Raw genomic sequence first — 22463 nt, 5'->3', positions numbered from 1 at the left:
ACATTAAATCATTGTACCCGTCAAGTTTGAGTTGAGATCAACCGTTAAAATGTCTGAGCAAAATTCAACAGAACGTCCCCTCTTTCAAATCAACGAAAAAATGTATCAACAGTTGCTAAAATGGCAACAAAAGCTCGAACAATCTCAACCGGAAAATCAAGCTTCCCCAGACAGTGACTCAACAGAAAACCCTAACCCGCGAGGAACCCAAACCAATCAAAATGACCACTAAGCTTGATGTTCTAAAGATTGCCCTCTTCAAGGCTCAAACTCCCGCTCAACTCAAGGCATTAATTGTTTATTACACCCATCAAGAAATTCTGCAAGCTTATGATAGGCTCCCCCTAGAGCAACAGATAAAAGTTCAGAAAATTTGGCAAGGAGAACTTGAGTTGGGAATCGACTCAACCCTACGCACCGGATTTGAAATCAGGTGAACGGTTGAGTTCAAGTTATTTTACTGATAACCAGAGTGCTTCAATGTCAACTCCCCAAAACCAACCCCCACCCCCTCTGTCGCAGAATTTTTTAGACTCTGCAAGTCATCATGATGAGGAGAATTTTGAGAATGATTTTGAGAATGATTTTGAGTATCAAAACACTGAAACACTGAATAAAATTCCTTTTATTCTTTGGGTGATCGGCATCGGTTTTATCGTTGCTTGTTTGATGTTTGGAAATGGCAACTCTATCAGTCAAATTTTTGTGGCGATCGCTGCCATTTTTTGCCTGACTTTATCTTACCGACATCCTCGCCAAGCCCTTTGGGTATTTCTTATTTATACCCCCTTTGCGGGTACTGTTGCTTACTGGATTGGTAACGATCATCCGATTTTTCACTTGGCAAAAGATGGCCTGTATTTTCCCGCATTAATTGCCATAATTCAAACCGCACGTCAACAGCGTTTACCTCTGATTATTCCCAAGTCGTTAAAAATACCGTTATTGAGCTTATTCGGAATTGCTCTCCTCACATTTGTCTACGTCAACGGTGGACAACAATTGAGTTCCAATCCAGATGGACAGCCTTTATTAATCGGGATTTTTGGTTTGAAAGTGTTGATGGGATATATTCCCCTAATTCTCTGTGCTTATGTCCTGATTAGAAATCGAGAAGAACTTCATTTTTTGACTCGTTTACAGGTTGTTTTGGCGATTATTTGCTGCGTTTTAGGAGTCATTCAGTATTGGTTAGTCGTCACTGGGAAATGCCCCGATAATACCGGACTTCCAGATCATTTACTACTGCGAGCTAACCTTCAACGAAAATGTTTAGTCGGGGGAGCATTAGGTTACTATCCCGCCAATAACTTTATTCGTTTACCGGGTACATTTGTTGCTCCTTGGCATTGGGCTTGGTTTTTAATTTCGAGTAGTTTTTTCTGCTTTGCCACCGCATTTAGTGACCCCAAACTCTACTGGCGGACAGCAGGTTGGTTGTCTTTATCTCTGGTGGTACTCAACTCTATTCTCTGTGGTCAACGGACCGCTTTATTAGCCGTTCCGATTATTTTTGTTGTCTTAGTGATTGCCACCAGTCACATTCCTCAACTCAAACGCTTAGTGATTATTTTATTAGGAATTGTTTTGTTTATGGGGGGAACTCATTTGCTGTTTCCCAGTATTATTTCTCAACGTTTAGAGAGTTTGGTGTCTCGTTGGAATGCTTCTCCTCCGGCTGAGTTTGTGACGGAACAAGCAGAATGGACGGTGAGAAAACATCAGGGAGTTTTGGGAAATGGTCTAGGACGGGCGACAAATTCGGCGCGTGCGTTGGGGGATACCAAACTGGTTGAAACCTATTATCCGAAGTTACTCTATGAAATTGGGCCACTCGGGGTTATTGCCTTTTTTGCGGTGGTCACAACCCTAACGTTTCAGGGGTTTAGGGCTTATCATCAAGTTCAAGACCCGAGTTTACGGGGTTATGGAGTTGTTTTCTGGGTATTTGTTTTTCTGATTAGTTATAATTCCTATTGGTATCCTCTTGATACTGATCCCGTTGCAGTTTATTATTGGTTTTTTGCCGGGGTATTATTGAAGTTACCCCATCTTGAACGAGAGGAAATAAAAACTTTAGCAGAATCAGAAAACATGGATGAACAAAAACCGGAATTATCATCTTCTCAAGGGAATTAATTGTTGATGTTAATTATGATCCTAAAAGGAAGATCCGGGTTGTTTTAAAAACTCTTTTTCTTCGGGTGTGCTTTCCCGTCCTAAAATTGAGTTTCGATGAGGAAAACGCCCAAATTGTTTAATGACATCCCAGTGACGAATTGCATAGTCTATCGAGGATTGACTCTCTCGATGATCACTCAGTTGACGAGTTAACTCAACCGCTTTTTCTTGATCCACTAAATTTTCACTGTGTTCAAAAGGCAAATAAATAAACCACCGTTGTACAGGTAATAAATGCTTATCAAAACCTTGACTAACTGCATATTTAGCAACTTCTAAAGCTTGAGAATCTGTCGCAAATGCTTTCGCTTCACCTCGAAATAAGTTTCGGGGAAACTGATCTAAAAGCAAAATCAAGGCTAAACAACTATCGGGCGATTCTTTCCAATCTTCTAATTTACCTTGTGCGGCTAACTCATAGTCTGCTAAAAAATAACTTCTGATTTGTGCATCAAACTCGAAATTTTTCTGAAACCAAACTTGACGAGGTTTCCCATAATCTAAGTTTTGGGGACTCCCAAACCAGAACGCTAAAATTTCTGCAACTCTTGACATTAATTCTGGGTTAATTATTGAGGATTAATTGACTTTTTCTTTTCCTAATAATTTATTAATTAAGTTAGTATGATACTCTGGTGCGGTTTTTGTTCCTTCATCGGGTGTTTTGGGTGAATTTGTGGTGTCTTTCTCTTTTTCTTTATCGGGTTGAGAAGTAGACGGTTGAGGAACAGATTGCACAATTGCATAAGGACGACCAAACCCTAAAAAAGACCAAGGATCACGCCGTCGCCGCATCACTTCTCCGCCATTAGAATCATTACCAATCGCGGTATTTCCCTCAATACTAATAATACTACCATCAGGATTCACCGACTCGACAATACCAATATGATCGGCAATCCCATCGCCTCGCCAACAATAAAACACTAAATCTCCGACTTGGGGTTGAGAATACCACTGACTTTGGTTTTGAAACCATCGCACCCCATCAGGACAATAAGCAAACCCTTTTGGAGTCCGAATCGGTAAAGAAATCCTGGCTTGATCAAAGCAATAGGAGACAAAAATTGCACACCAAGGAACATGATTCATTCCATACCACTGACCATACTTAGTAGTATTGCTACCGGGTGGATATTCAGTATATCCCACTTCATTTGCTGCGATTTGAATAACACGAGCAGAGGTGGTCATTGAGGAATCTCCTATTGTTTGAGTGAAAAGGTGAGGAATATCGATCATCTAGTTTGAACTATTCTTTCTGTTTTACCACAATTGTCTCGGTTTTTCTAAAGTCTTAATACTTAGTTCTTTTCGACCTTAATCTTCTGAAATTTAGTCAGCAAAATCGGCCCCAACAAATGATAATGACCTTCACAAGACCATCCGACAGCTTGACCAAATTCTGCGCGTTGTGAGCGACTATAAAACCGCAGTCCGCCCGGAGAAAAGGGAACTAGGGCTTGGCGAGTTTGCTCATTGACTTGATAGTCTGCTAAAAAAAAGTAACCACCCGGATGCAAAACCCGATTAATTTGTTCAAAAACTAATTGAGGATGAGGATAATGTAAAAAACTAATCGTACAAAATACCGCATCAAACTGATGTTCTACAAAAGGTAATGACTCTACATTTCCGGTTGTAAATGTTAGGCGTTGGGGATAAAGATTTCGAGATTGGGCTTGCAAAATCATCTCATCGGAAAGATCGAGTCCCGTTGCAGTCACCGTGGGAAACTGTTTAGCGATCCGATCCAACAAACGACCTGTTCCACAACCGAGATCAAGAATATTTGCCTGATTTGGAAGGGAGGCGTATTCTAACAACCGCTTGTGAACCGCTTGATAAAATACCGTTGTCAGCAAACAGTCATAACTCGGCGCCCAACGATCAAAAAACCATTGTTTGTTTCTTAAGAATGTTTCCGTCATTGTATTTTTCTCTTATTTGTTGAAATTCTTTCTTTAGGTAAATCCCTTTGATTCTCAGAGTGTTAATATCTAAAGTGTAAAATTTTGTAATGGCTAACCTCCTAACGATAAAATAAAAATGAAAACTGCATTAATTACAGGAGCTTCCTTTGGTATTGGTGAAACGTTTGCTCAAGAATTGGCTTCCCGTCAAACCAACCTCGTTTTAGTGGCACGTTCAAAAGATAAACTAGACGGGCTGGCCCAACAACTCCAAGAAAAATACCAAATCCAAGCCGAAGTTATTGCCAAAGATCTGACTGAACCGGGAGCAACCCAAGCCGTTTTTGACGAGGTGACTCAAAAAGGAATCACCATTGACCTGTTGATCAATAATGCAGGTTTCGGAGATTACGGCCTCTTTGCGGAACGGGATCTCCAAAAACAGGTAAAGATGATCCAACTCAATATTACCGCGTTAGTTGAACTCAGCCATTTGTTCTTGACACCCATGAGACAACGACGTTCAGGATCAATCATTAATGTTGCTTCAATTGCAGCCTATCAACCCATTCCCTATATGTCGATCTACTCGGCCACAAAAGCTTTTGTTCTGCATTTCAGCGAGGCATTATGGGAAGAAAACAAAGACGCGGGTCTTCATATTTTAGCACTTTGTCCGGGGCCGACAGAATCTAACTTTTTTGAGACGGCTGAGTTTCCTTCCTCGTTGGGAAGTGGTAATAAAAAAGACCTTGTTCCGCCGGAGGAGGTGGTTAGAGATGCACTCCAGGCGTTAGAGAAAAATCAGTCTACCCTCGTGACAGGCGGCTTTGGAAATCATATTATCGCCAATATCTCACGCTTTGTTCCTAGAGATATGGTGGTCAGTTTAGTGGGGAAACAGTTTAAAACCCCAAAATAGTCAGTTTACGAGTGGGGACAATTGATGAATTTCCCCAAGGGGTTACTGGTACTTGATCAAGTCTCCGGTGTTCACTACGATCGCATAGTCTGTAACAATAGATCGGGTAGAGGATGTCACATTAATCAGAATTCGAGCTATGAAACGTTATCGTTCTATTCTCGCTTGCCTATTGGCGTTTGTCATGGCATTTATCGTCAGTTGTGGTTCTCCAGAAGTTAAAGAACCCCCCACTTATAGCAATGCTCAACTCCAACAAATTCAGGGCTATCAATCTGATATTTTGGAGTTACGCGATCGCATGACCAGTGAATTACCCGCCTACATTAATAACCGTAAATGGGTTGAGGTGGATAATTTTGTTCATGGGCCGTTGGGATCTCTGCTTCAGCAGATGAACTATTTAACCAAAAATCTCCTACCCAATGATCAACCTGGCGCTCGTAAATTAGCCCGAGAAGTGTTTGAAGATTTGCTTCAAGTCGGTGAAGCCGCAGAAAAAGCAAATCAACCTTTAGCTGCTTCTAGCTATCAAGCTGCATTACAAGATCTGAATGCTTTCTTGGATTTAGTTCCTCAAGCTTCTCAAGCATAAAACCCGATTAAATTATTGACCGTAGATGAATATCGGTGAATACGAGTTATATTAATTTCCTGTATTGATCGGTATTAATCTGCGGTTAATTGTTGGTTTTTTTGAATCCCAAAATCTAGTCAAAAAGACAGCAAAAGTTGAAATACTATGACTCATATTGTTGTCATTGGATGTGGTATTGTTGGGGCGACTATTGCTTACGAACTGAGTCAAATTCCTCAATTCACAGTCACGGTTATCGACCAACAACAACCTGCCCAAGCCTCTACAGGAGCGGCATTAGGGGTGTTAATGGGAGCTATTAGCCACAAAACCAAAGGACGGGCGTGGCAAATGCGATCGTCGAGTTTACAGCGTTATGAAACCTTAATTCCCGAATTGGAACACATTACAGGTCGTTCGATTTTGTTTAACCGTCAAGGGATTTTAATGTTATGTTTCGCCGGAGAAAATTTACAAAAATGGCAAGAATTAATAGCAATTCGTCAAACTCAAGGCTGGGATTTAAAACTGTTAGATATTGCTCAAATTCAATCAAACTATCCTCAAATTAACTGTGAAAATGTGATCGGGGCGATTCATTCGTCTCAAGATCGACAAGTTGATCCGACTGCTTTAACTTTAGCATTAGTAGATGCCGCCCAACGCAACGGGGTTAACTTTCAGTTTGGGGTAAAAGTTCAAGCTTTTCAAACAGTTAATAATTCCCAAACTCAATCAATTTGTTCACAACTTTTAACCACAGTTGGAGAGTTAAATGTCGATTGGATTGTTGTCTCTGCTGGACTCGGAACAACCCCCTTACTTCCGACAGAAAATCATCAAAAATCGGTAAAAATTCGTCCAGTTCTCGGACAAGCAATCCAGTTAAAATTGTCTCAACCTTTGGGTAAGATTGAACCTGTAATTACCGGGGATGATGTGCATATTGTCCCCCTGGGAAATGCTGAATATTGGGTCGGTGCAACGGTTGAATTTCCCGTCGATAGTGATGAAATTGTAGCAGATACAACCCAAATAAATCAAGTCATGGAAGGGGCAATTCGTCTTTGTCCGGCGTTATCTAAAGCGAAAATTATTCGTCAATGGTCGGGGTTACGTCCTCGTCCTGATGGAAGACCTGCACCCGTGATTGATTATTTGTCAGGATTTGAAAATATTTTATTGGCAACCGGACATTATCGCAACGGCGTTTTATTAGCCCCAGCAACGGCGGAAACCATTCATAAAATGATTGTAAAAAAATTAGGGATTTGAAGTTATAAGTCTTAAGATATATGAGTGAGGAAACGTTAACGTAAACTAATTGTTAAAAAGTGTTCGCTGTTAACAGCCACCTGAAGTCTTTATCAAAAGGAAATCTATGAATAATCGGGATTGGCTGGTCGGGGAAGATGGCAACTGTAACCGTTGTAAATCAGCCAGAGAATGGGATTTACTCAAAAATGAGTATCGCTTACATCGGTTTCTCACCGAAATAGAAGATGTGCTGAATGAAGGGTTTGAAAAAGGTCTAACTGAAGTTGATTTTTTAACAGACCTACGCCGCTTAGTTCGTCAATTAATCACCAATTCCTATTGGTTAAAAACCCAAGTTCCTGAACCCTGCACCAAAACTGGAACTTCGATTATTATGTTGTATGATGAGTTGGGATTTCCCCTCACTGTTCAGACAGAAACGGTTTTACCCGGTCGAGGTTCTCCCATTCACAATCATGGTACTTGGGGAATTGTGGCGGTGTTAAAAGGACAACAAAAAAATGTCTTTTGGAAGCGTCAACCCTCTGCTGATTTTCCGGGTAATATTGAAAAAGTCGGAGAACAAATTCTCACTGAAGGGGAAATTATTAGTTTTACCTCTGACGCCATTCATCACATCGAAGCAGTGGGAGATGAACCGTCTTTTACCTTTAATTTGTACGGTGAAACCAATCCTTCTAAGCGGTTTCAATTTGATGTCGAGAGTCGTTTAGCCAAGCCTTTTTAATCGCTAACTGAGGTTAATCTTGAACGAGTTGCAAATTTCTATGACTGCATTCGCCCAACCTTGACAACCGGATGCAGTCGCCACTTCCCATCCTCGATTTTCTAAACCTGGATGAGGGCCTTTGTGACCGGGGATAATTACAGGAATTTCAACAACTTCTAACATTGCCAAATCATTCGGGCTATTTCCTAAACCTACTGTCATAATTTTAGCTTCGGGTTGACAATTATGGTATTGTTGAACTAACCATTGTACTGCTTTTCCTTTTCCTGCTTCTCGACTAATGAGATGAGAAAAGCGATCTCCAACAACCACTTGAAATCCTAACTTATTTACCGTTTGTTCAATTTCTAGACTGGTGAAGTTTTTCGGGGTAACAAAAGGTTCGCTAAACTCCCGACTTTTCGCCTGTTTTACATCTTCGGGGGGTAAACCTGTTAACTGATGAATGTCGGCTTCACTCAAGTCTGCAAACCCTTTTAACGGTTGATTTAAAGCCTCTGCAACTTTCTGGAGTCCCTGACGGGCTTCTGTATAGTTAAAGCCCAACTGCATTAAATAATAATCTTCCTGGTGTTGGGTTTGGGAAGAAGCTAAATGTTGTTCTGAAATGGGGATAAAAACCGCACTCCCATTTTCCACAATAAACGAATCTGTTAATCCAATTTGTTCGCGGAGAACTTCAACTTCTGTTCGGGTTTTACTGGTCACAGGAATAACGGGAATTTTTAGATATTGTAATTGTTTGAGGACAGGTAAAGCTGCGTCATAGCCATAATCATCAGAGTTGAGTAACGTTCCATCCAAATCGGTAAAAATCAGTAGCATATTCCCACACCAAACACCAATATTCAGTTTACCTCAATTGGCGATCGCAAAGTTGACGATCAACCCAGGCTGCATCTTCTTCTGTTAATGGGGGTACAGGTTCACGAGAATAATCTATTCTTAAATCATAACTGCCTTGTTCATAAATTTCCTGTAAGATTTCTCTTAAATTAATTATCGGTTCAGAATCTTTTAACTCTAAGGGTAGCGGGATTTTGGGAAGTTCATCACGGAGATTGAAAGCATACAAATCAGCTTGAGGACGAGAATTGCTGCGACTGATTAAAATTCGATAATCACTAACAATTTCCTCTCCATAAACTAACATCGGTTTTCCCTGTCGCCATAAATCTATTTCAATAAAATGGGTTAAACTATCTAAAATTTTCTGACGTTTAGCTTCGTATTGTTGACGACAAATTCCTGTTTTTTTGTTAATTGGAGATAGAATTTCAATTGCTGTAATGACTTCCTCTGTTCCAACTCGACGAATTTCTAAATAGCTTTCGGTTAATCTTTCGGTCTGAGGAACTAATACTGTTATCGGTTGTTTTGAGGCGGAAAGCAGACTTAAATCAATTGGGGTTTTAACGGTATTTAAACGATGAACTGAAACATCAGGAATTCCAACTAATACCGAACTATCCCCAACTGTTTTATAGATTCGTTCTTCGACTGCAACAATATATTTGGGTCGAATTTGAGGTGCAACAGAATTTGCGATCGCAGTAATCAGTCGATGATGAACACCAGACCAAAATTGCTCTAAATAGGGGTTCATTCCGGGAAAAGGAGAAAGCATTACTCAAATTCCTGCAACTTTATTTAGAAAAATTATATCATTTTCCTGTTACAAATCAACCGAATTCTGACGAGATTGAGCAATTTTCCAACTCATAAAAAGAACCGGAAGCATTCCCACACCAACTAAGGCTAATGCTGGCCCTGCGGCTTCAGCGAGGCGTTCATCTGCGGCTAAATTATAAACGCGCACCGCTAGGGTATCAAAATTAAAAGGTCGCACGACTAAAGTTGCAGGTAATTCTTTCATTACATCAACAAAGGTTAGCATTCCGGCTGTTAATAAACCGCCCCACATAATGGGTGCATGAACCTTGACTAAGGTACTGCTGGGGTTATGACCTAAACTGCGGGCTGCATCATCTAAACTGGGTTTAATTTTACTCAAACTGGAGTTAACCGCCCCAAAAGAAACGGCTAAAAATCGCACTAAATAAGCAAAGATTAAAGCGGTAATGGTTCCACTGAATAACAACCCGGTAGAAATGCCAAACGTTGCCCGCATCAAGCCATCAATAGCATTATCAAAGCGACCCAAAGGAATTAAAATTCCCACCGCTATCACAGAACCCGGTATTGCATAACCCATCGCGGCAATTTGTACCGATAACCGCATTCCTAAACTGGGTTGAAGTCGCACGCCATAAGCCATAACGAGAGCAATTACTATCGCGAAACATCCGGTTAGAGTCGCCACCAGTAAGCTATTTCCGGCAAACTCAAAGAAGCGTCTATCAAAAACAGTTTCTAGATTTTCTAGCGTCATTTTAAAGAGCAATATTCCCGGAAGAAACAACCCAAAAAATACTGGAATTAAACAAGTTAAAAAAGCAAGTCCCGCTCTCATTCCCTGAAGTTTAAACGGATTCAACTGTTTAAATCGGCTGTTACTTTGATAATATTTAGCTTGACGGCGTGACCAAACTTCGAGTAAAATTAAACCTAAAATAAACAACATTAAAACAGCCGCAAGTTGAGCCGCAGCGACCCGTTCTCCCATCCCGAACCAGGTGCGATAAATTCCAGTTGTAAATGTATCAACTCCGAAATATTGGACGGTACCAAAGTCATTTAACGTTTCCATTAACGCCAAAGCCAAACCCGCCATAATTGCAGGTCTAGCGAGGGGTAAAGCAACAGTAATAAAACTTCGCCAGGGGTTGCAACCGAGACATCGACTCGCCTCTAACATACAGGTTGCTTGTTCTAAAAATGATACCCGAACTAATAGATAAACGTAAGGATAAAGTGTTAAAATGAGTAGTGCGATCGCTCCGGCCATAGAACGAATACTTGGAAACCAATAGTCTCCTACCGCAGTCCAACCAAATACAGCCCTCAAACTACTTTGAACCGGGCCATAAAATTCTAACCATTCGGTGTAGACGTAGGCTAATATATAGGCCGGCGCCGCCAGAGGTAGCAACAGCAGAAATTCAAACCAACGACTCCCCGGAAAACGACACATTGTCACGAGCCAAGCCGTTCCTACTCCAACGATAAAAACGCCCAAACCGACACCCAACATGAGAATGAATGAGTTTTTGAGATAACCGGGTAGGACAGTTGCTGCTAGATGACCCCAAATTTGGCTAGAGTTGGTGAAAATACTACTGAGAACAAATAAAACCGGACTGGCGATCAGCAGGGCGATAACCGTCACAAAAGCTGTCCAAGCGTTAAAGCGAAAAACCCGAAACATTCTTTTCCTCAATGGGGTTGACAATGATGACTCGTTGTAGCACACTCTACAAAATTTAACAGAAGATTAATGCGAAGATATCTTAAGAACAGAGTAGTATTAATTGGGACTACTTGATATAAAATTGCAATAAGCTAGTATAAAGATAGGAGTTGGGTTAGTCAAGTTAAACATGGGCCAGTCTGTGATTTTACATTTAGAGCAAGTCAGCAAGCAGTTCTCGCGTCAAGATATCCCTGCGGTTCAAAACGTCTCGCTGACCTTAGATCAAGGGGACATCTTAGGATTGTTAGGGCCATCGGGTTGTGGGAAAACAACACTATTGAGAATGATTGCTGGATTTGAGCAACCTCAATCTGGAATTATTACAATAGCCGAACAGGTTGTTGCGAGTCCAGACTGTTGGCTTCCTCCAGAACAACGGGATGTGGGAATGGTATTTCAGGACTACGCCCTGTTTCCGCATTTGAGTGTTGAGAAAAATGTGGCGTTTGGCTTGCAAAATATCAAGAAAAAGTCAAAAGAAGACCTGAAACAACGAGTCAGTGAAGCTTTAGGTTTGGTCGGGTTGTCGGGGTTGGGAAACCGTTACCCTCACGAACTCTCTGGGGGTCAACAGCAACGGGTCGCGTTAGCCCGAGCCTTAGCCCCTCGTCCAGCTTTGGTACTTCTCGATGAACCCTTGAGTAACCTTGATGTTCAGGTTCGTCATCGACTTCGCCAAGAGTTGCGAGATATTATCAAAGCAGCAGGAACTTCTGCAATATTTGTCACCCATGACCAAGAAGAAGCGCTGTCTATTTCTGACTGGGTGGCGGTAATGCGTTCTGGATGTCTCGAACAATGTGGCACTCCTGAAGAAATTTATCAACAACCTGCTTCTCGGTTTGTGGCTGAATTTGTGACTCAGGCTAACTTTATTCCCGCTCAACGTCGGGGGGATCTGTGGGAAACAGAACTCGGATGTATTGCCATTGATGGTAATATAATTGAACGTGCATTTAATGGCAATAGCAACAATTTCGATCAGGTTGAACTGATGGTGCGTCAGGAAGATTTTATTCTCGAACCGGATAAAGACGCACCTGTAATCATAAGAGATCGTCAATTTTTAGGGCGAGAACTTCATTATAGTTTACAAGTTCCCTCTGGACGAGAATTAGTCGCTAGAACGAGAGCGGGCGCCGCTTTATCAATTGGAACGCGAGTTCATGTCTCTGTTGCTAACGATGCTGTACAAGTGTTTCCTGCGAAGTCAAAATCAACTCAATCAAATTGGAAACCTTTTGTTCGCGTCAAGAGGTGACAATAGCATCAAAATCATTTTTTTATGATCTCAATCAGAAGTTTTAATCAACAAGGAGCATAACGTTACAAATCTTAGAAATCTTTGATCCCAATCAGCAACTATACTTTTAATACAGTATTAACGTTAAAATGCTGAGGAGAAAGCAATGTCAAGAAAGAAAAAACGTGGTGTTCCAACCTTGTATTCTGAAAGCAAGGTAAAAGTTGGGGTATCTTTGACTCCTACTGGAGCGAAGCGGTTGGGTGACATTGCTAGACAGCTTGGTTTATCAAGATCTGAGTTCGTTGAGCGCATTGCTAGAGGTCAGTTTGATGTTTCGGAAAGTGGTAACGAAACAACTATTACATTAGCCACAAAAGCAGACGCAAAAATCATCAACTCAGTCACCAGTTCAGAGCAAAATTCTGTTGATCCCCAAGTCGAAAGTGTAGCAATTCAACCCTCTCAACATCAAGATACTGATCATCTTGTTCAACTCCAAGAACGCTATCAAACGCTTCAACATCAATCAGAGGAACAAGCAAACACTATTCAAAATTTAGAACAACAACTCGCTAAACTCTCTCAGTTAGAAACACAACTGGCTGAAACTGTTCCCACTAAAGATTATCAACAGTTAGAAAAACAGTTGGAACAACAACTCAAAACTGTTCAAAATTTAGAAAAACAGTTAGAACAGCAATTAGAAAATGTTCAATTGTTAGAACTGCAACTGGCTGAAACTGTTCCCACTAAAGATTATCAACAGTTACAAAAACAGCTCGAACAACAACTCAAAACTGTTCAAAACTTAGAAAAACAGTTGGAAACACAACTGGCTGAAACTGTTCCCACTGAAGATTATCAACAGTTACAAAAACAGCTCGAACAACAACTCAAAACTGTTCAAAATTTAGAAAAACAGTTGGAACAGCAATTAGAAAATGTTCAATTGTTAGAACTGCAACTGGCTGAAACTGTTCCCACTAAAGATTATCAACAGTTACAAAAACAGCTCGAACAACAACTCAAAACTGTTCAAAACTTAGAAAAACAGTTGGAAACACAACTGGCTGAAACTGTTCCCACTAAAGATTATCAACAGTTACAAAAACAGTTGGAACAACAACTCAAAACTGTTCAAAACTTAGAAAAACAGTTGGAAACACAACTGGCTGAAACTGTTCCCACTAAAGATTATCAACAGTTACAAAAACAGTTGGAACAACAACTCAAAACTGTTCAAAACTTAGAAAAACAGTTAGAACAGCAATTAGAAAATGTTCAATTGTTAGAACTGCAACTGGCTGAAACTGTTCCCACTGAAGATTATCAACAGTTACAAAAACAGCTTGAACAACAATTAGAACAACAGAAAGCTACAGTTTCTGAGTTAAGACATCAATTAGAACATCAAAATGTCTCAATAACTGACTTAGAACATCAACTCACCCGCATTCCTGAACTTGAAACCCAACTCGCTCAGAGTCTAGCTTCAGCAACTACAAAATCTCATGCGGTTGTTTCTGTAGAACATTCTCCAAGTCAGACTCAAATACATCACCAACCTCAGACTATTTCTAATCACTTAAATACAAACATTGAGTTCAATGACTCAGGAGAAAGTTATGGAGCATTAAAACAAAAAGCAGAAGAACAAGAAAAAACAATCAACAATTTACGACAAGAAATGATCGACTTAAGACGTCTAGCCAATATTGCAGAATCTCATCTCGGAAAATGGCGTCATAACACGTTCTCCCATTAGATTATTGAGTTGAAAATAGGGCGCATCAAACAGTTATTCTTTATTAGATTGAAGTAAAGATATCTAGTCTTTGATGTACCCTATAGTGGTTTTTCTTATTTCTCTTGATGGTATACATCAAAAAATCCCCCAACTGTTGTTTAGTGGAGGATTTTTCAGTTTACTCAAGCGATAGTTTTAGGCTTCGCTTTCAATGTGAATGAACAGCAAACCCATAATTACAACGGGCATTAACCAGCAAACAACTGGAATCAAAATCCAGGGCAGATATGCAGCAGCGTATGAACCTGTCATCTTAAATTCTCCTATTTCACAGTAGCAAGATTGTAACCGAAATTCGCTCTGAGTTGCTTTCACCTGTGTTCAAGGTAAGTCAAGTGATAAAATTCAACTCAGAAGGAAATTAGTTGTTAACAATTCCTCGGAAAATGTCATCAACAACCGAGAAATTTTCTAAGAGGAAGAAGGCAACAAAAGCACTACCCATTCCACCAATAAAGAAACCCCCCGCAAATTGACTCCAACCTTCAGAAGTCTGTAAGAAATCAGCACCTTCAGATTTTTTCTGGAAGGAAACTAACCCATAAGCCGACAGACAAGCAGTTGCAATTAAAATCAGAGCAATTCCGGAAATTAATCCACCCAAGTTCGCAGTTGTACTATCGCGTAATGGCCCAAGTTTAACCCAGGGGCCAATCAGAAAATAGCCATGAGCCATACCAATTTCCAAGCCCCGAAGTAGGGGAGAAAGGCCCTTGCGATAGGCGGGTAAATTACCGATAAATGCCCGTGTAAAATCAGAATCACTGATAGGTGTAGATAGGTGTCCAGTGAAGGGATCACCTTTATAGGGTTGAACAAACCCTGTATCTCTGGCGTCAGTAGCCGCACTCATATTGATTTTCTCCTGTATGCTTGACAATTTGTAGTAAACTTAAGCTCATATTTTACGCATCCATGAGTCATCTAGTCGCACAAATCAACAGGAGCGTTAAAAAAGTTCACATCTTTGTTCATTAATGTTTACTTCTGTACCAATTCGCGAGTCTGCGAGGAGAAATACCCAACAAATAGGCGATAATAATCATTTGATTGATCAACGTTGTCCTCAATACCCCTAACTTTTGCCAACGTCGCCCCGAAGTCGTCACCGCTACAGGGACAAGGGCAATTTTCCCCCGTCGCCGTAACTGACCAACCAGTTCAAAATCTTCCATCAGAGGTAGTTCCCGAAAGCCACCCACGTCCCAAAAAGTGCTAGCTTTCAAAAAAATCGCCTGATCTCCGTAAGGCATTTGTAGAAAGCGCGATCGCCATTTTACACCCTGTTCCACCCAACGCAACCCCGTCACAGATGCCGTTATTTTCAGTTCAAACGCCCCTGCAATCACTTTTGCTTGGTCAAGTACCTGACGCACCCACTTCTCAAACCTCTCGGGCAATTGTGTGTCGGCGTGTAAAAATAGTAAAATCTCCCCTGTTGCTAATTTTGCCCCCATATTCATCTGATGGGCGCGTCCTCGAACTGTTTCTAAAATTTGCACTTCAATCTCTGTATTTTGCCTGAATATCTGGGCGACTTTTACAGTATTATCTACACTGCCCCCATCTACGATAATCACTTCAATATCAGCATAATTAGGCAGTTTTGACAAGACAGATTTAAGAGTTTCTTCCTCATTTAAAACAGGAATAATGATAGAAATCTTTGCTTCATTCATTAGGTCTTTTGAGGGTTCAAAGTGGAACACCCATAACGTTTCTGTTTGTTGTTTTAATTATTCTGACTGAGAAATGCCCTCAACTCAGATGAGAGATAGATAAAAGATTATTTTAAATCTTCAGGACGATCAATATCAGCTAACTGCGGTAGAAATTCAACTAATAAATCTAACTGTTGACAAACCGTTAATGTTTGCTGAAAAACCTCAGAACTTCCCCAACTAATCCCGGCAAATAATTCTGGAACTAATCGACTCAATCCAATTAAATAATAACCACCATCATCCGCCGGCCCTAAAATAATATCTTGTTGTTTTAGCTGATCAAATGCCTCAGACAAAATCTCAAGACTCAAATCCAGACAGTCAGTTCCAATCGCCATTACCGCCGTTTTTTTTAACTCAAAAGCTTCTCGAAATGACTCTCGTAGGCGATCACCTAAATCTCCACTTCCCTGCAAATTGTACCGTAAATCTACACCTAACCATGCTTGCATCAATTCCAGATTTCCGCCTGTATAACGAATTTCAGTAGAAACCGGATAAGATGCAGCAAATTCTCTCACCATTTTAACTGTTTTTTCAGTCATTTGGCGATGAAATTTAGCCGCACCTTCTGCCCCCAAAGCTGGAATTAATCGGGTTTTTGTTGTTCCCGGTTCCGGATAGCGAGTAAAAATAATCAGATGTTGCATTAATCCCAGGTCAAATCAAAATCACCTATTGACGCAATTCATTCAACTTAGTAAACAACAAAACGACCTCAGTTGTAAAGTCTCCCCATTGATCAACAGGAAGGTTATTAGAGTCAAAACTGCGAATTTCCAAAACGGCACCTTGCTTGCGGTGAGTTACAGAAACTCTTTCAGGAGAAGTCGTTTCCCATTCTGGGCCAACAGATTCCATCGAAAAATCTTGATCAGACCATTGTTGATCTTCACCGTTAAACACTCCATTCACCCACTCAGAAATACTGATTTCTGGATTAGCATCTATACTTCGACCTGTTTCTTTTCCGGCCGTCAAACTATGAGGAAAAAGAGGTATATTGGCTTGTTTGGTAGTCATTCCTGCTGCGATTAAAATATGATTTAAAAAATCTTCTTGCTTGTCAATATTCACCTCTTGTCGAATCTTTCCCAGATTAGTCCGGCTTAACACAGGTACTAACATTTTACCTGTTCTAATTTTAGGGTGTAAACTCATTTCAGGATTTTCATGGTTAACAAATCGATATTGACCCCCAACATAACATCCCATCAAAGCAACAAGACCTTTATATTCTAAAGACGCATTCAGAGTTTGAGTTTGATTAACCGCCTGACTAATCACAACTTGATCGGCTTTTCCGATGACTAATCCCTGATAATCTTCCTCATTTTTAATATCTGTAATTTCGATCATTTCAGCAAGCTTTTGTAACATCTCAAAAATGCGATCAATCCTCAAACCCGCCGTCACATGAAATGATCCTAAAATATCATTACCCTTTTGCAAAGGATGCCATCCGACAACATAATCTTCAGGGAGTTGAATATATTCCCCGGTTTGCAAATTCACTAAATTATCACTGATCCAGTTTTCTAAATCTTCAACAATATGAGTTAATTCTTGTGGGTTTTGCGTCTCATTAACCGCATCAGTAATATATTCACAATACCAACTATCCTCGTAACCATCAGGCGTTAGTTTCCAAGAGTTACCATTTATAAGATCAGATTTACCCTTTTTAATGTGCCGATCATTCGTCGGAATAAAAGGTAATTCTCGGCTTTTGGTTTTAAAGGGAGAGACTTCTTTTCTTTCCTGTTCTGTTTTGAGATTTCCCTTCTGTAAATCCATCGGAACTTCGATTTCTAGACCGATCTTTCTTTGAACAATATTTTCTAATTCTTTAACAGGCTTTGGAAAACTTAAGCTATTCTCTAAATCAACAATAAATTGATCTGCTTTTTTTCCCATGATATCTGCTTCTTTTTCCAGCAGTTCATTATCATTGACTAATGTATTTTCAACTTGCAAAGTAGACTGAACTCGACCCTGCATTTGTTGAACAACGTGCCAAACTTCATGGGGTAAATGTTGTTCCTGACCTGGCCCAATATAGATATCTTGATCTTGAGTATAGGCTAATGCTTGCAATGCCGCAGGTTTAGCAGAATTATAATGAACTTTTACATCATCAATAGAAAAGCCGCAAAGATGTTCAATACCTGCTTTGAGATCATCCGGTATACCCGTTGTATTTTCTAGAGTCGCGAATATGGGAACAGCTACAGAATGATCAGTTTCTTGTCCTTGTTTTTGCTGTTGAGGAGATTGGCGAATAACTGTCCACTGAAAAAAGCAACGGCTACCTTTTGAATTCGGGTTCGACTGCTGATAAGTCATTAAAAATTCCTGTAACTGTTCCAGTGAAAAACTCTCGGCTATCACTGTTCTCATCTTAGTCTTCAATAAGAAACAATTACTGAAGTGAATTTTACATTTAGATTAGATTTAGAGTGGGCATTGCCCACCCTATAACTTTTCTATAACTTTCTGATCACTTTAATGACTCATTGCTAACATTCGTTGAATAGGTTTTAAAGCAGCAACCCTTATATTTTCAGGAAGGGTAATTTCTGGCGTTCTATTTTTCATCGCTAGATAAAGTTTTTCTAGCGTATTCAAACGCATATGCGGACATTCATTGCAAGCACAACTATTCATCGGAGGTGCAGGAATAAACTGTTTATCACGGGCTTCTTTTTGCATTTGGTGAATAATTCCCGGTTCAGTGGCGACAATAAATTCTGAACTGTCGCTTTGCTTGGCATATTTCAACAATGCTGTCGTTGAACCAATATAATCCGCATGACGCAGAACAGGTTCTTCACATTCAGGATGGGCAATCACTTCAGCTTGAGGGTATTCGATTTTTAGCTGAACAATCTTCTTTTCTGAGAAGTTTTCATGCACCATACAAGCCCCTTGCCACAAGACTAAATCTCGACCCGTTTCGGTCATTACATAACGACCTAAATTGCGATCTGGGGCAAAAATAATCGGTTGATCTTCAGGAATTTGTCGCACAATATCAACTGCATTTGAACTGGTGCAGATAATATCACTCATCGCTTTAATGGCTGCACTACAGTTAATATAAGACACAACAATGTGATCAGGATGTGCTGCTTTAAACTGGGCAAATTCTGACGGTGGACAAGTATCCGCCAGTGAACATCCTGCTTCTAAATCCGGTAATAATACTAATTTTTCGGGGTTGAGAATTTTAGCCGTTTCAGCCATAAAATGAACCCCCGCAAATACGATCACATCCGCGCTGGTTTCGGCAGCTTGGCGAGACAAACCGAGAGAATCTCCGATATAATCAGCAGCATCCTGAATGTCAGGATCTTGATAGTAGTGGGCGAGGACAACCGCGTTTAACTCTCGCTTGAGATCATTGATAGCGGTAAACAAGTCATCTGGGGTGGTTTGGGGTTTTGCTTGTTGATAGACTGTGGTTGTAAACATAAATGCGTCCTTTTCATTCAATGAGTTAACAAAACGTAACTTCTAATTATAGTTGATTTCACCAAAATATGCCGTAGATCGAGGTGACTTGTCTGTTGCGATCGACACCACAATTCAAAAATACAGTTCAAAAAAGGTCTGGAATTGCCTATCCTAGATCAAGAGAGGCAAGAGAGTAACAGATGAATCAAAATTGTAAAAAAGCGATTAAGATTGCTGTCGTTGGTGATGTACACAACCAATGGGAGGAAGAAGACAAAATCGCCCTCAAACAGTTAGGCGTTGATTTAGTGCTGTTTGTGGGGGATTATGGTAACGAAGCCGTTGAAGTCGTCCGAGCGATCGCAGACTTAGACATACCAAAAGCCGCCGTTTTTGGCAACCATGACGCTTGGTATACGATGACCGACTGGGGACGCAAACATTGTCCCTATGACCCCGAACAGGAAAATTGGGTACAGCAGCAAATGGATCTGTTGGGAGAAGCCCATGTCGGTTACGGAAAGCGAGATTTCCCCGAACTTGGGTTAACAGTTGTCGGCAGTCGCCCCTTTACTTGGGGAGGGCCAGAATGGAGATATGGACAATTTTATCAAGAATGGTTTGGAGTCAATAGTTTTGCAGACTCAACCCGTCGCATGGTCGAAGCCGCCCAAAGTTCAACTCAGAATACAGTGATTTTCTTAGGTCATACAGGCCCCACCGGACTCGGAGAGACACCAGAAGACCCCTGTGGCCGTGATTGGAAGCCCATCGGAGGAGATTACGGTGATCCTGATTTTGCCACCGCGATCGCTCAAACTCGGGCTTTAGGAAAACAAATTCCGTTAGTCACCTTTGGTCATATGCACCATAACCTCCGCCATACCAAAACTCGTCTGCGGAAATGTGTTGACGTGGGTTCAGAGGGAACTGTGTATCTCAATGCCGCCCGAGTCAACCGTATTGAAGACAGAGACAGCCAGAAGCAACGCAACTTTTCTCTAGTCAGACTCGAAGAAGGTCAGGTCTCTGAAGCGAAATTAGTATGGGTTGACCCCCATTTCCAGATCGCCGAAGCCGAAATTTTGTATCGTCAACCTCAGCCTGTTGTCGAAGCTGCACCTATGGTATAATCTTAAATTAGCTTTGAAATTAGAGATAAGGGCTGAGAACGTTTTTCAACTCGAAAACGAAATCTCAAATTCCTGATCTCTAGCTCAAAACAAAATATCAATTGGAGAGGTGGCAGAGTGGTCGAATGCGCTCGACTTGAAATCGAGTGAGGCGAAAGTCTCCGGGGGTTCGAATCCCCCCCTCTCCGTTCTTTGAGGTCTTGCTAAAAGACGAGATTTTATTCCTGGGAACCCAACACGTTATCGTAAAGGATGTAACACTTTCGTAAGGACTGGAACAGGTGAATACGGCTATCGAAGAACAATTACGAGATCAGATCAAAACCCATCGCGATCGCGTAGACTATCTCGAAATTCGACTCCAACAAAGCGAAACCACATCAATTTCCTTTCGGGGTTCTCAGCTAGATTCAGTCAATCGTAGCTTTTCCCTAGCGGGTGGAGTTCGCGCTTGTCACAAAGGGGGTTGGAGTTTTGTCACCTTTAATGGTTTATCTGAACTTGATACTCGCATTACAGAAGCGATTTCTCAAGCCTATTTAGTCGGTCAACAAACAACTCAACTGGCGGAGATTGAAGCGATTGAGGATCAAGTCTCAGTTAAGTTAGGTCGCGATCCCAGAGGAATTTCTCTCCAAGAAAAACGTCAACTCATCGAAAATTATAATAAACTTCTTTTAGATTTTGACTCTCGCATTCAAACCACTGCTGTTAGTTACAGTGATCGCTTTAGTACCACTTATTTTGTCAATTCTCAAGGCAGTTGTATCACCCAAGAACGGCTGGATGTTAATGGTCGATTTGGAGCGATCGCCACAAGCAATGGTACTGTCAGACAAGGCTTTGAATCGATTAATTCTCGCTCGGATTATAACGCTTTAATCGGCATCGAAGATCAAGTTAAAAGTGCGGCTGAACGAGCCATTCGTCAGTTAGAAGCCCAGTCTGTTAAAGGCGGTCAATATACGGTTGTTCTCGATCCTTATTTAGCAGGTGTATTTATTCACGAAGCTTTTGGTCATCTTTCAGAAGCAGATTTTGTTTATGAAAACCCTCGAATGCAGGAGTTATTGCAACTGGGTAAACCAATGGCAATTGAACAGCTAAATGTGATTGATGATGCCACAATTGCTGACTTACCGGGTTCAATTCTTTACGATGACGAAGGAGTTCCCGCCCAACGGAAATATTTGATTCAAAATGGGGTCTTAACTCAACGGTTGCACAATCGTGAAACCGCAGGTAAACTTCAAGAATCTCCCACCGGAAATGCTCGGGCTTTGAATGCGACTTATCCCCCCATTGTCAGAATGACGAATACTGCGATCGAAGCAGGTGATCATTCATTTGAGGAGATGATCGCCGATATCGATGAAGGGGTTTATGCAGTGCGAATGTTAGGCGGCCAAACGAACGGTGAAATGTTTACCTTTGCGGCAGCCGAAGGCTATATGATTCGTAATGGTCAGTTAGCCGAACCTGTAAGCGATGTTACCTTGACGGGGAATGTGTTTCAAACGCTCAAGGATATTGAAGCGATCGGTAATGATTTAAGCTATTCTAATGGCGGTTGTGGGAAAAGCGGTCAAATGCCTCTCCCGGTCAGTGTCGGGGGGCCGCACGTTAGGATGAAAGATGTTGTGGTTGGCGGTCGATAATCGTCATTTTAAATCGCAATTTGAAGCGGGTGCGTGAGTTAACCCGCCTATTGTTTTCAAAGAAGCTTTTGTTTCTCGGCTTCTAAAAGCTGGACTAAGTTCTGATCGCCATTGGCTCTGGCAACTTCGAGACGGTGTTCTAAACGCTTCTGAATATTGGCTCGGTGAGTTTGAGCCAGTTGGTTTGAGTTCTTGTTGGAGTTTTTGTTCATGGTGGACAGTTTTTACTTTTTTGTTGTGGTATGTCATTACTTCTAGTATAGCCTTTCTTCTAAATGATGGGAGGACTGTCGCTCAAAAACTTCAAACTTTGTAACTTTAGCTACAGCTTTTAGATATAGTTTGTTATAAAAAAAGCCCCCAGGTTGTCAGGGGGCCGTTTCATTCTCAGTAAACCGTTCCCCGGCTTTTCAAGCAGGGGCTTGCAGTTGACTCGATTCCCGAGTTAAAAATTGCCGGGGGGGA

The 22463-nt window shown here is 41.0% G+C and carries 24 protein-coding genes and 1 tRNA gene; 12 read left to right on the top strand and 13 right to left on the bottom strand.

The window, feature by feature from the left end:
• Positions 1–49 precede the first annotated feature (49 nt).
• Genes L8106_RS25210 through hpsL form a run of 3 tightly spaced genes read left to right on the top strand, consistent with a single transcriptional unit; the run spans position 50 to position 2139 of the window.
• Complete coding sequence (locus L8106_RS25210) at positions 50–232, top strand: hypothetical protein (protein WP_009787348.1); 183 nt, start codon at positions 50–52, stop codon at positions 230–232.
• Complete coding sequence (locus tag L8106_RS25205) at positions 222–437, top strand: hypothetical protein (RefSeq protein ID WP_009787347.1); 216 nt, start codon at positions 222–224, stop codon at positions 435–437. The genes L8106_RS25210 and L8106_RS25205 overlap by 11 nt, the downstream gene beginning before the upstream one ends.
• Before the next feature lie 43 nt (positions 438–480).
• On the top strand, positions 481–2139 hold the full coding sequence (gene hpsL / locus L8106_RS25200) for a hormogonium polysaccharide biosynthesis protein HpsL (RefSeq protein ID WP_156803824.1): 1659 nt from the start codon (positions 481–483) through the stop codon (positions 2137–2139).
• Positions 2140–2160: 21 nt separating this feature from the next.
• Here the strand turns inward: hpsL and L8106_RS25195 are convergent, their stop codons facing one another.
• The 3 genes from L8106_RS25195 to L8106_RS25185 form a co-directional block, all read right to left on the bottom strand.
• Positions 2161–2736: a DUF924 family protein gene (locus tag L8106_RS25195; protein WP_009787345.1), complete on the bottom strand. Its 576-nt coding sequence runs from the start codon at positions 2734–2736 to the stop codon at positions 2161–2163.
• A 24-nt stretch (positions 2737–2760) separates the two neighbouring features.
• Positions 2761–3375 (bottom strand): CHAP domain-containing protein, encoded by a 615-nt coding sequence (locus L8106_RS25190; RefSeq protein ID WP_009787344.1) that lies wholly within the window; start codon positions 3373–3375, stop codon positions 2761–2763.
• Between the two features lie 110 nt (positions 3376–3485).
• Positions 3486–4112 (bottom strand): class I SAM-dependent methyltransferase, encoded by a 627-nt coding sequence (locus L8106_RS25185; protein ID WP_009787343.1) that lies wholly within the window; start codon positions 4110–4112, stop codon positions 3486–3488.
• A gap of 118 nt (positions 4113–4230) precedes the next feature.
• Here L8106_RS25185 and L8106_RS25180 point away from each other — a divergent pair, with 118 nt between their 5' ends.
• The 4 genes from L8106_RS25180 to L8106_RS25165 all read left to right on the top strand — a co-directional run bounded on the left by L8106_RS25180 (position 4231) and on the right by L8106_RS25165 (position 7598).
• The gene (locus L8106_RS25180; protein ID WP_009787342.1) at positions 4231–5016 is read left to right on the top strand and encodes an SDR family oxidoreductase; all 786 of its coding nucleotides are present in this window, start codon (positions 4231–4233) and stop codon (positions 5014–5016) included.
• Between the two features lie 139 nt (positions 5017–5155).
• The gene (gene psbQ, locus L8106_RS25175; RefSeq protein ID WP_009787341.1) at positions 5156–5611 is read left to right on the top strand and encodes a photosystem II protein PsbQ; all 456 of its coding nucleotides are present in this window, start codon (positions 5156–5158) and stop codon (positions 5609–5611) included.
• Positions 5612–5758: 147 nt separating this feature from the next.
• Complete coding sequence (locus L8106_RS25170; RefSeq protein WP_009787340.1) at positions 5759–6868, top strand: FAD-binding oxidoreductase; 1110 nt, start codon at positions 5759–5761, stop codon at positions 6866–6868.
• Positions 6869–6974: 106 nt separating this feature from the next.
• Positions 6975–7598, top strand: coding sequence for a cupin (locus tag L8106_RS25165; protein ID WP_009787339.1), 624 nt, complete (start codon positions 6975–6977; stop codon positions 7596–7598).
• Between the two features lie 3 nt (positions 7599–7601).
• On the opposite strand, the gene L8106_RS25160 is transcribed toward L8106_RS25165, so the two are convergent.
• The 3 genes from L8106_RS25160 to L8106_RS25150 are packed head-to-tail and all read right to left on the bottom strand — an operon-like array spanning position 7602 to position 10929.
• Positions 7602–8426: a mannosyl-3-phosphoglycerate phosphatase gene (locus tag L8106_RS25160; RefSeq protein ID WP_009787338.1), complete on the bottom strand. Its 825-nt coding sequence runs from the start codon at positions 8424–8426 to the stop codon at positions 7602–7604.
• Between the two features lie 28 nt (positions 8427–8454).
• A complete protein-coding gene (locus L8106_RS25155) occupies positions 8455–9228 on the bottom strand; it encodes a DUF4058 family protein (protein WP_009787337.1) in 774 nt (257 codons plus the stop codon).
• Between the two features lie 48 nt (positions 9229–9276).
• Positions 9277–10929, bottom strand: coding sequence for an iron ABC transporter permease (locus L8106_RS25150; RefSeq protein WP_009787336.1), 1653 nt, complete (start codon positions 10927–10929; stop codon positions 9277–9279).
• Between the two features lie 172 nt (positions 10930–11101).
• Between L8106_RS25150 and L8106_RS25145 the strand changes: the two genes are divergently transcribed.
• Together L8106_RS25145 and L8106_RS30000 are read left to right on the top strand one after the other, a co-directional pair.
• Positions 11102–12235, top strand: a complete 1134-nt coding sequence (locus L8106_RS25145; RefSeq protein WP_009787335.1) for an ABC transporter ATP-binding protein — start codon at positions 11102–11104, stop codon at positions 12233–12235.
• A 148-nt stretch (positions 12236–12383) separates the two neighbouring features.
• Complete coding sequence (locus tag L8106_RS30000) at positions 12384–13985, top strand: hypothetical protein (protein WP_009787334.1); 1602 nt, start codon at positions 12384–12386, stop codon at positions 13983–13985.
• 177 nt (positions 13986–14162) lie between these two features.
• On the opposite strand, the gene L8106_RS31035 is transcribed toward L8106_RS30000, so the two are convergent.
• The 6 genes from L8106_RS31035 to nadA all read right to left on the bottom strand — a co-directional run bounded on the left by L8106_RS31035 (position 14163) and on the right by nadA (position 19225).
• A complete protein-coding gene (locus tag L8106_RS31035) occupies positions 14163–14279 on the bottom strand; it encodes a photosystem I reaction center subunit VIII (RefSeq protein ID WP_009787333.1) in 117 nt (38 codons plus the stop codon).
• A 109-nt stretch (positions 14280–14388) separates the two neighbouring features.
• Positions 14389–14880, bottom strand: a complete 492-nt coding sequence (locus tag L8106_RS25135; protein ID WP_009787332.1) for a photosystem I reaction center protein subunit XI — start codon at positions 14878–14880, stop codon at positions 14389–14391.
• 121 nt (positions 14881–15001) lie between these two features.
• Complete coding sequence (locus tag L8106_RS25130) at positions 15002–15706, bottom strand: TIGR04283 family arsenosugar biosynthesis glycosyltransferase (RefSeq protein WP_009787331.1); 705 nt, start codon at positions 15704–15706, stop codon at positions 15002–15004.
• Between the two features lie 107 nt (positions 15707–15813).
• On the bottom strand, positions 15814–16401 hold the full coding sequence (locus L8106_RS25125) for a TIGR04282 family arsenosugar biosynthesis glycosyltransferase (RefSeq protein ID WP_009787330.1): 588 nt from the start codon (positions 16399–16401) through the stop codon (positions 15814–15816).
• Between the two features lie 25 nt (positions 16402–16426).
• Entirely contained in the window at positions 16427–18151 is a 1725-nt protein-coding gene (locus L8106_RS29995) for a DUF4157 domain-containing protein (RefSeq protein WP_009787329.1), read from the bottom strand.
• A gap of 105 nt (positions 18152–18256) precedes the next feature.
• Positions 18257–19225 carry a quinolinate synthase NadA gene (nadA, locus tag L8106_RS25115; protein WP_009787328.1) on the bottom strand — a complete coding sequence of 323 codons (969 nt, stop codon included), beginning with the start codon at positions 19223–19225 and terminating at the stop codon, positions 18257–18259.
• Between the two features lie 182 nt (positions 19226–19407).
• Here nadA and L8106_RS25110 point away from each other — a divergent pair, with 182 nt between their 5' ends.
• The 3 genes from L8106_RS25110 (at position 19408) to L8106_RS25100 (ending at position 21998) form a co-directional block, all read left to right on the top strand.
• The gene (locus tag L8106_RS25110) at positions 19408–20340 is read left to right on the top strand and encodes a TIGR04168 family protein (protein ID WP_009787327.1); all 933 of its coding nucleotides are present in this window, start codon (positions 19408–19410) and stop codon (positions 20338–20340) included.
• A gap of 103 nt (positions 20341–20443) precedes the next feature.
• Positions 20444–20528, top strand: a tRNA-Ser gene (locus L8106_RS25105).
• 93 nt (positions 20529–20621) lie between these two features.
• The gene (locus L8106_RS25100) at positions 20622–21998 is read left to right on the top strand and encodes a TldD/PmbA family protein (protein WP_009787326.1); all 1377 of its coding nucleotides are present in this window, start codon (positions 20622–20624) and stop codon (positions 21996–21998) included.
• Between the two features lie 56 nt (positions 21999–22054).
• Here L8106_RS25100 and L8106_RS33225 read toward each other — a convergent pair whose 3' ends face one another.
• Positions 22055–22210 carry a hypothetical protein gene (locus L8106_RS33225; protein WP_009787325.1) on the bottom strand — a complete coding sequence of 52 codons (156 nt, stop codon included), beginning with the start codon at positions 22208–22210 and terminating at the stop codon, positions 22055–22057.
• Positions 22211–22463: the final 253 nt, after the last annotated feature.

This window comes from Lyngbya sp. PCC 8106 (assembly GCF_000169095.1).
Taxonomy (GTDB): Bacteria; Cyanobacteriota; Cyanobacteriia; order Cyanobacteriales; family Microcoleaceae; genus Capilliphycus.
This window is presented reverse-complemented; position numbering and strand designations above follow the sequence as displayed.